Below are 8,380 nucleotides of genomic sequence, written 5' to 3' on the forward strand. Positions count from 1 at the left end.
TCAACCGCGCCGGCCCGAAGTCGCAAAGCGCCTTGCTGGAGGCGATGGAAGAGAGCCAGGTCAGCGTGGACGGCGTCAGCCATGCGCTGCCGCAGCCTTTCTTCGTCATCGCCACGCAAAACCCCAGCGAGCAACTCGGCACCTACGCGCTGCCCGAGTCGCAGCTGGACCGCTTCTTGATGTGCATCTCGCTGGGCTACCCGGACCGCGCCGCCGAGCGCGAGTTGCTCAGCGGCCAAGACAGCCGCGCCGCGCTGCGGGCCCTGCAGCCGGTGATGAACACGGCCGAGTTGTTGGCGGCGCAAGCGCGGGTGCGCGACATCCATGCCTCCGCTGCACTGCTGGATTACTTGCAGGCCTTGATCGCGGCGACCCGCTCGGGCGAATGGTTCGCTGAAGGCCTGAGCCCACGCGCCGGCCTGGGTGTGTTGCGCGCCGCCCGTGCCCGCGCCCTGCTCGATGGCCGCGACTTTGTCTCGCCCGAAGATATTCAATTGATCCTGCCGCAGACCATCGCGCACCGGCTGAGGTCCAAGGCCGGCAGCAGCCGCGGCCCGCGCGAGCAGGTGCGGGCGATGATTGAAGCGATCAATCTGCCGTGAGCCGAATCAAGCAAGTTTGGCAACGCTGGTGGGCAGCCCGTCACCCCTTGAGCGACACCCATCTGATGGGCCGGCGCAATATCTACATCCTGCCCAGCCGCCCCGGCCTGGCTTTTTGCGCCACCTTGGGCCTGCTGCTGCTGGCCTCGATCAATGATCAGCTCAGCCTGGGCTATCTGCTGACCTTTTTGCTGACCGGCGCCGGCCTGGCGTCCATGCACGCCACCGACGCCAATCTGCGCGGCTTAAGCCTGGATTTGAAGCCGCCGGCCGCCGTGTTCGCCGGCGACGACGTGCAGCTGGAGCTGCGCTTGCACAACAACAGCGCGGCACGGTTCGGCATCGGCGTGCATGTGCAAGGCGGCGCCAGCAAGGAGATCGCCTGGACCGATGTGCCGGCCTTTGGCCACGCCTTGTTGAACCTGCGTTTTCCCAGCGCTGATGCTGGAACTGTCGGCACATGCGGCAAGCTCGCCCTGCCCAGCCTGCAGATCGTGACGCGCTTTCCGCTCGGCCTGTTTCGTTCCTGGAGCATCTGGCGCCCTGCCGCCGAGGTCTGGGTCTACCCGCAGCCGGAAGCCCCGGCGCCGCCCTTCCCGGCTCAAGCAAACCAAGCCCAGGCCGAACAGGCGACGGCCAGCAGCCTGCAGCGCGGCCAGGACTTTGAGGGCGTGCGGGGCTACCGGCGCGGCGACTCGATGCGCCAGGTGCTGTGGAAAAAGGCCGCGCTGAGCATGGCACTGGGCGGCTCGCAGCTGTGGGTGCGCGAAACCCATGCGCCGGTAGCGCAGACGCTGTGGCTGGATTGGCGCGACACCGCCGGTCTCACCACCTCGGCCCGGGCAGCGCGGCTGTGCGCCTGGTTGCTGGCGGCTGAAGCACTGCAAGCGCCCTATGGCCTGCGCCTGCCCAGCGGCGAATGGCCGCCCGATCTGGGGCCCGAGCACGCCACCGAATGCCTGCAGCAGCTGACGCTGCTGGCCAGCTCATGAAGGCGAAGCGCCTGAGCCGCCTCAGCCGAGACAGCCGCGACACCTTGTTTCTGCTGGCCACCATTGCCGCCGTCGTGCTGCCGCATGGCGGGCATTTGCCGATCTGGGTCAGCGCCCTCACCGCCCTGATCCTGGGCTGGCGGGCCTGGCTCGCCTGGGACTCGCGGCCGCTGCCGGGCCGCTGGGTCTTGGTGGCCGTCTTGCTGGGCGCCGCCGCCATGACCTGGTTCACCCACCGCACGCTGTTGGGCCGCGAGGCCGGCATCACGATGCTGGTGATGCTGATGGCCTTGAAGACGCTGGAACTGCGGGCGCGCCGCGACGCCTTTGTGGTGTTCTTCCTGGGTTTCTTCCTGGTGCTGACGCATTTCCTCTACTCGCAGTCGATGTTGACGGCGCTGTGGATGCTGGCGAGCGTCTGGGCCCTGCTCAGCGCCCTGGTCTTGGCGCAAATGCCGGTGGGCCAGCCCAGCCTGCGCCTGGCCGCCGGCATGGCGGCCCGCACCACCTTGTACGGCCTGCCGGTGATGATTTTTTTGTTCCTGCTGTTCCCCCGCATCGCCCCGCTGTGGGGTGTGCCGGCCGATTCGGTCGGGCGCACCGGCCTGTCCGACCGCCTCGACTTCGGCGCCATGTCCGAGATCGCCAATGACGACAGCGTCGCCCTGCGCCTGCGCTTCACCGGCCCGCCCCCGGGCCCGGCAGCGCGCTATTTTCGCGGCCCGGTGCTGGGGCAGTTTGATGGCCGCAGCTGGCGCGCGTCGACGCTTGCCTGGCCGGGCCAGACCGATGCCTTGGCGGTCAGCGGCCAGCCGCTGGACTATGAAATGACGGTCGAGCCGCTGCGCAGCAGCGTGTTGCCAATGCTGGAGATGAGTGCAGAGGCGGCCGGCAGCGAACGGCAGATCGAGGGCTTGACGCTGAAGCGCGCGCCTGAGCTGCAATGGCTGGCGCAGCGCCCGATCACCGAGCGCCTGCGCCTGAACGCGCAGGTCTTCCCCAGCTTCAGCCATGGCCCCCGCACAGCGACCCTGGCGCTGCAGAACTATCTGGAGTTGCCGCCCGGCTTCAACCCACGCACCCTGCAATGGGCGGCCAATTTGAGGCGCGAGCCGCGCTTTGCGACACTCGATCAGGCCGCCTTGTCACCGGCCCTGGCGGCGGCGGTGCTGGCCCACATCGCCAGTGCCGACTTCATCTACACGCTGGCACCGGGCCGTTACGGCGAGGTCACGCCGCACCTGGTGGATGAATTCTGGTTTGATCGGCGGCTGGGTTTTTGCGAGCATTTCTCGGCCGCCTTTGTCGTGGTGATGCGGGCCATGGGGGTGCCGGCCCGCGTCGTCACCGGTTTTCAAGGCATGGACGCACAGCCGCAGGACGGGTTTTGGATCGTGCGCAACAGCAATGCCCATGCCTGGGCCGAATATTGGGTAGAGGGGCGCGGCTGGCTGCGCGCCGACCCGACGGCGGCCGTCGCCCCCGAGCGGATTCAGCTCGGCCTGGCGCTGCGGCCACCTCCGGGGGTCTTGGCCGGTGCTTTCAGTCAAATCAACCCGGATCTGTGGTTGAGCCTGCGGCGCGGCTGGGAGACGCTGGAGAACCGCTGGCAACAAAGCGTGTTGAACTATTCGCGCCGAAGCCAGTTTGACCTGCTCAAAAGCGCTGGCTTCGCGGCACCGGACTGGGAGCTGCTGGGCCAGGTCAGCGCGGCCCTGATCGCCGCCGTTGCCCTGGTCGCGGGCGCTTGGTCGCAGTGGCGGGCCCGCCCGCATGACCCCTGGAGCCGCCAGCGCGCCCGCATTCTGCGCGAACTGCGGCGCCTGGGTGTGGCGGGCGTCGCCGCCCACCAAGGGCCGCGCCGCTGGGCCGAGCTGCTGCGCGCCGAGCATGGTGCGGCGGCCGAAGCGGCGGTGCAGCTACTGCTGGGGCTGGAAATGGCCCGTTATGGGCCGCCCGGCACAGACAACAACCACTCGGCCGCTTTGAGCGGCCCGTTGGCGCGCTGGCGCTGGCTGCGCGACTTCCGCGCCGCAGGCCGTATGCTGCGCGGCAAGATCCGTTAAACCATGCCGATGTCCAAATTTCCCAGCCTCCTCCTGTTCTGTGCGGCATTGCTGCTGTCTTGCCCCGCTGCTGCCGGCACCAAACAGCCAAGCAAAAAGAAACCCAAAGTCACGAAGACCACCAAGCTGGTCGACCCAGCGCCACAAGCCTTCGGTGAGCGCGCCGATGTGATGCGTTTTGCGGCGGACTTGAGCGCCGCGCAAGGCTGGGATTCTCAAACCCTGCAGACGCTACAAGCGCAACTGGCCCAAGCCAAATCGGTGCCGGCCGTGCAGCGCCTGATCATGCCCGGCCCACCCGGCAGCGCCAAGGACTGGGGCGCCTACCGGGCGCGCTTTGTCGAGCCGCGCCGCCTGCAGGCCGGGCTGGCCTTCTGGGACGACAACGCGGCCGCCTTGGCGCGGGCCGAAAGCTTGTACGGCGTGCCGGCCGAGATCATCGTCGGCCTGATCGGGGTGGAGACCTTTTACGGCCAGATCACCGGCGGCTTTCGCGTCATCGACGCCCTCAGCACCTTGGCGTTTGACTTCCCCACCGGGCGCAGCGACCGCAGCGCCTTCTTCCGCGCCGAGCTGGCCGAGTTCTTAAAACTCAGCCGGCGCGAGGGCCTGGACCCGCTCGCCGTCAAGGGCTCTTTTGCCGGCGCGATGGGCTGGCCGCAGTTCATGCCCAGCAGCTGGAACAAGCATGCCATCGACTTTGACGGCGACGGCCATGTCGACCTGATGCAAAGCCCGACCGACGCAATCGGCAGCGTGGCCCATTACCTGGCCAACTTCGGCTGGCAGCGTGGCATGCCCACCCATTACAGCGTCGCGCTGCCGGTCGAAACGACGGCGCGCGCGCTGCTGCTGGCGCCGGACATCAAACCGACCTTCAGTGCCGCGCAATTGCTGGCACTGGGCGCGCAGCCGTCCGAAGCGGCGCTGGAACATGCCGGGACTATGGCCGTGGTGGAGCTGCAGATGGGCGCGGCCGCGCCCGTCTACTGGCTGGGCACCGAGAATTTTTACGCGCTGACGCGCTACAACTGGTCGAGCTATTACGCTTTTGCCGTGATTGAGCTGGGGCGCACGCTGCAGTCACTGCGGCAGGCTCGGTAGGTCGCCGAGCTCCGCGCCGGCCTCAAGCGCCGGCTGCCAAGGGCCTTGCAGCGCCGTCAGTGGCCGCGCTTGCCAATGCCAGTAACGCTTGAATTGCGCGCGCTGGCATTGCCCATCTGGCGCGTCACTGCGCCAGCGCCAAGCACCGCATGCGGCCGACGTCAGCACCTCGATGCCCTGCGCCTGATAGCGCGCCAACACCGCCGGCGCCGGGTGGCCAAAGCGGTTGCGGTAGCCGGCCTGAACGAAGGCCCAGCGCGGCGCCACCGCGACCAGGAACGCATCGGTGGAGGAGGTTTTGCTGCCGTGATGCGGCACCAGCAAGACCGCGCTGCGCAGCGCGCCGGCATTCGAGCGCTGGACTAAATCCGCCTCCTGCGGCGCTTCCAGGTCGCCGGTCAACAAGGCACTGCGCCCAGCCGCCGAGGTGACCCGCAGCACGCAAGACATCGCATTGCTTTTAAGGCCCTGCGCGTAATGCGCGACTTGCGGGTGCAAGACTTCGAAGCGAACGCCGTCCCATTGCCAGCGCTGACCGACCTCACAGCGCCGCGGCGGCACCGGGCCGGCGAGCAGCGGATGGCCGTCCTCCAGCGAGCTGCTCAAGCCCGCCACCGGCAGGCCGCTCAGCACCGACGCGGCGCCGCCAGTATGGTCGCTGTCGCGATGGCTGAGCATCAACAGATCCAGCCGATTCAGCCCCAAGGCAAACATCAGGGGCAGCAGCACCCGCTGGCCGGCATTCGCCTCGGGCCCGTAGCTGGGCCCGCTGTCGTACAGCAACTGATGCGCCGAGGTGCGCACGAGCACGCCGGTGCCCTGGCCAATGTCGGCGACCAGCAGCTCAAACTCACCCGGCGGCGGGCGCGGCGGCGCCGGCCACAGCATGGGCAGGGCCAGGCCCAAGCCCAGCGCACGCAGGCGCAGCGGTGAGGGCATGACCAGCATCAGCCCGCCCAACAGCCCCAGCGCCTGCGCCCAGGACGGCGCCACCGGCAACTGCCAGACCGCCAGCGGCCAGGCCGCCAGCCAACGCAAATAGAGCAGCAGCAGCGCCAAGACCGCATCGGCCAGCTGCCACAGGCCCGGCAGCAAGGCGCCCAGCAAGGCGAGCGGTGTCACGACGAAGCTGATCAGCGGAATCGCCAATAAATTGGCCAACAAGTCGACCACCGACAGCTGCTGAAAGAACAGCAGGCTCAAGGGTGCCAGGCCGCAAGTCGCGATCCACTGGTTGCGCAGGCCGGCCCGCAGATGCTCACGCCAACCCGCTGCTCTCTCTTGCTGGGTGCCGCTGGCCATCAGCAAGGCCACCGCCGCAAACGAGAGCCAAAAGCCCGCCTGCCCGACCGCCCAGGGGTCGATCACCGTCACCACCACCGCCGCGATCAACAAGCACAGCGGCCAGGGCCAGCGCAGGCCCAGGCTGCGCAGCAGGGCCAGGGTCAGCAACATCCAGACCGTGCGCTGTGCCGGCACGCCCCAGCCGGAGAACAGGGCATAGGCCAGGGCCGCCAGCACGCCGGCCCAGCGGGCGATGTTCGGCGCCGGCCAGCGCAGGCAGAGCCGCGCGCTGCGCCGCCACAGCCAGCCCACCAGGCCCTGGGCGGCCCAGGCAAACATGGTCACATGCAAGCCACTGACGGACAGCAGATGGCTGACGCCGGTAACCCGAAACAGGCCCCAATCGGCGGCCGAAATCGCCGCCTGGTCGCCCAGGCTCAGCGCGGCCAGAATGCCGGCGTGGCTGGGATTTCTCACCTGGCGCAGCAAGGCCTCGCGCAGGTCCGAGCGCCAGGCGTTCAGCGACCACCAGGGCGCGCGGCTCAAGCGCAGGCCGCCACTGGGGCGCACCACGCCGCTGGCACGCAGGCCGCGCTCGAACAGCCAGAACTCGGTATCAAAGCCATGCGGATTCATCAGCCCATGCGGGCGCTTCAGGCGCAGCAACAACTGCCAGCGCTCGCCGGCTCTAAGCTGCGGCGGCGCCGCCTCGTCGCCCTGCGCATACCAGGCCAGCGCCAAGCGCTGCGGCAGGACCAGGGCGTCGTCCTGTCGGCTGGCGCCGGCGAAGGCCTCTTCCAACTCGAACTCAAAGCGCCAGCCCGGCGCACCGAACATGCCCAGCACCGGGCTGGGCAGGGAGCTGACGCGCCCCAGCACCAGCACATCACGGCCCTCCCAGGCTTCGGGCAAGGCCTCGCTCATACGAAGCTCGGCGCGCCAAGCGGCTTGGGTGAATGCCAGCAAGGCGGCGGCCAGCGCCAGATAGAGCGCAGACGGCGTGAATGCCCTGGCCCGCAGACGCCGCCAGCCCATCGCGGCCAACCAGGCCATGGCCAGCAGCAGCCCCGCGTAGTCAGCCGATTCGGGCAACCGCGGGCATTGCTGCAAGGCCAGCAAACCCAGCAGCCAGCCAAGCGCCGGCAGAGCCAAATGGATGGCCTGGGGCTGCAGTGCCTGGTGGGGCATTTGGGACCGCCTTGCTGGTAGGATGCGCGCCACCTGATCCTAGCCATAGGCCTGCGGCAATACCAGCCTGCCAGCCAACCAAAGCGAGTCCGCCATGAACGCCACCCCCATCTACAGCAAGCTCGCGTCCCTGGGCATCACGCTGCCGCCGCTGGCGGTGCCGGTTGCCGCCTATGTGCCGTTTGTGCGCAGCGGCAACCTGATTTTCCTGTCCGGCCATCTGGCCAAGCAGGACGGCAAGGTCTGGGTTGGCCAACTCGGCCGCGATGTCGACACCGCCACCGGCCGTGCCGCCGCGCGCGCGGTGGCGATCGACCTGATGGGCACCTTGCACGCCGCCCTGGGCGACCTGAACAAGGTGAGCCGCATCGTCAAGCTGATGAGCTTGGTCAATAGCGCGCCCGATTTCACCGAGCAGCATCTGGTCACCAATGGCTGCTCCGAACTGTTGGCCGAGGTTTTTGGCCCGGCCATCGGCGCCCATGCGCGCAGCGCGTTCGGCGTCGCGCAAAACCCGATGGGTGCTTGCGTTGAGATCGATCTGATTGCGGAAGTGGTGGGCGACTGATGTTTTTACAGCGCTCGAAGTTCCCGGCCCAGGCGCTCGCCGCCATCTTTTTTGCCAGCCTCGCCGCCGTCGCCGCCGCCTTGGTGGCGCAGCACGCCTTCGGGGTTAAGCCCTGCCCTTGGTGCGTGATGCAGCGCGGCGTCTTTTTGCTGATTGCCGCTGTCGCCGGCTTGACTTGGGTGCTGAAGGGCGTGCGGCCTGTACGCAGCGCCGGTCTGATCTTGATCATGGTGCTGGGCCTGGCCGGCGTGGCGGCGGCGGCGTTTCAACATCAGGTGGCTTCCAAGCTGGCCTCTTGCGACATGACGCTGGCCGACCGGCTGCTGAGCGCGCTTGATCTGGAGAACCTGCTGCCGTCGGTCTTCATGGTGACGGCCTCCTGCAGCGAGGCGGCCGCCTACCGCTTGATCGGCCTGCCCTACGAGCTCTGGAGCGGCCTGCTGTTTGTGGCCATCGCCGTCGCCAGCCTGGTGGCCGTGAAGAAGCGCTGATCAAGGTCAAAGCCGGCGCGGCGCTGGCCGGCTTGAGCATGGCTTGTGCGCTGGCCGACGCCGGCATCAGCAGTTGCGTGCTGGA

General features: G+C 68.3%; 7 protein-coding genes. 6 read left to right on the plus strand and 1 reads right to left on the minus strand.

Annotation, left to right across the window (positions count from 1 at the left end; all coding sequences use genetic code 11):
• From RMO57_RS20470 to mltB, 4 genes are all read left to right on the plus strand, one after another.
• The coding region (locus RMO57_RS20470) for a MoxR family ATPase (protein WP_310389819.1) at positions 1–602 on the plus strand (602 nt) is incomplete at its 5' end.
• The gene (locus RMO57_RS20475) at positions 599–1,594 is read left to right on the plus strand and encodes a DUF58 domain-containing protein (protein WP_310389821.1); all 996 of its coding nucleotides are present in this window, start codon (positions 599–601) and stop codon (positions 1,592–1,594) included. The genes RMO57_RS20470 and RMO57_RS20475, both read left to right, overlap by 4 nt.
• Positions 1,591–3,660 (plus strand): DUF3488 and transglutaminase-like domain-containing protein, encoded by a 2,070-nt coding sequence (locus tag RMO57_RS20480; RefSeq protein ID WP_310389822.1) that lies wholly within the window; start codon positions 1,591–1,593, stop codon positions 3,658–3,660. Before RMO57_RS20475 ends, RMO57_RS20480 begins: the two co-directional genes overlap by 4 nt.
• Before the next feature lie 9 nt (positions 3,661–3,669).
• Complete coding sequence (gene mltB / locus RMO57_RS20485; protein ID WP_310389824.1) at positions 3,670–4,764, plus strand: lytic murein transglycosylase B; 1,095 nt, start codon at positions 3,670–3,672, stop codon at positions 4,762–4,764.
• Here mltB and RMO57_RS20490 read toward each other — a convergent pair.
• On the minus strand, positions 4,744–7,236 hold the full coding sequence (locus tag RMO57_RS20490) for a DNA internalization-related competence protein ComEC/Rec2 (protein ID WP_310389826.1): 2,493 nt from the start codon (positions 7,234–7,236) through the stop codon (positions 4,744–4,746). The genes mltB and RMO57_RS20490 overlap by 21 nt on opposite strands.
• A gap of 94 nt (positions 7,237–7,330) precedes the next feature.
• Between RMO57_RS20490 and RMO57_RS20495 the strand changes: the two genes are divergently transcribed.
• Both RMO57_RS20495 and RMO57_RS20500 read left to right on the plus strand, forming a co-directional pair.
• On the plus strand, positions 7,331–7,804 hold the full coding sequence (locus tag RMO57_RS20495) for a RidA family protein (RefSeq protein WP_310389828.1): 474 nt from the start codon (positions 7,331–7,333) through the stop codon (positions 7,802–7,804).
• Complete coding sequence (locus RMO57_RS20500; protein WP_310389830.1) at positions 7,804–8,295, plus strand: disulfide bond formation protein B; 492 nt, start codon at positions 7,804–7,806, stop codon at positions 8,293–8,295. Before RMO57_RS20495 ends, RMO57_RS20500 begins: the two co-directional genes overlap by 1 nt.
• Positions 8,296–8,380: the final 85 nt, after the last annotated feature.

Source organism: Roseateles sp., assembly GCF_031397715.1.
Lineage (GTDB): Bacteria > Pseudomonadota > Gammaproteobacteria > Burkholderiales > Burkholderiaceae_C > Paucibacter_A.

What these genes read in the sequence shown, in the direction of transcription:
- RMO57_RS20480 (WP_310389822.1), top strand. Translation starts at nt 1,591, where the DNA reads ATGAAGGCGAAGCGCCTGAGCCGCCTCAGCCGAGACAGCCGCGACACC.
- mltB (WP_310389824.1), top strand. Translation starts at nt 3,670, where the DNA reads ATGTCCAAATTTCCCAGCCTCCTCCTGTTCTGTGCGGCATTGCTGCTG.
- RMO57_RS20490 (WP_310389826.1), bottom strand. Translation starts at nt 7,236, where the DNA reads ATGCCCCACCAGGCACTGCAGCCCCAGGCCATCCATTTGGCTCTGCCG.
- RMO57_RS20495 (WP_310389828.1), top strand. Translation starts at nt 7,331, where the DNA reads ATGAACGCCACCCCCATCTACAGCAAGCTCGCGTCCCTGGGCATCACG.
- RMO57_RS20500 (WP_310389830.1), top strand. Translation starts at nt 7,804, where the DNA reads ATGTTTTTACAGCGCTCGAAGTTCCCGGCCCAGGCGCTCGCCGCCATC.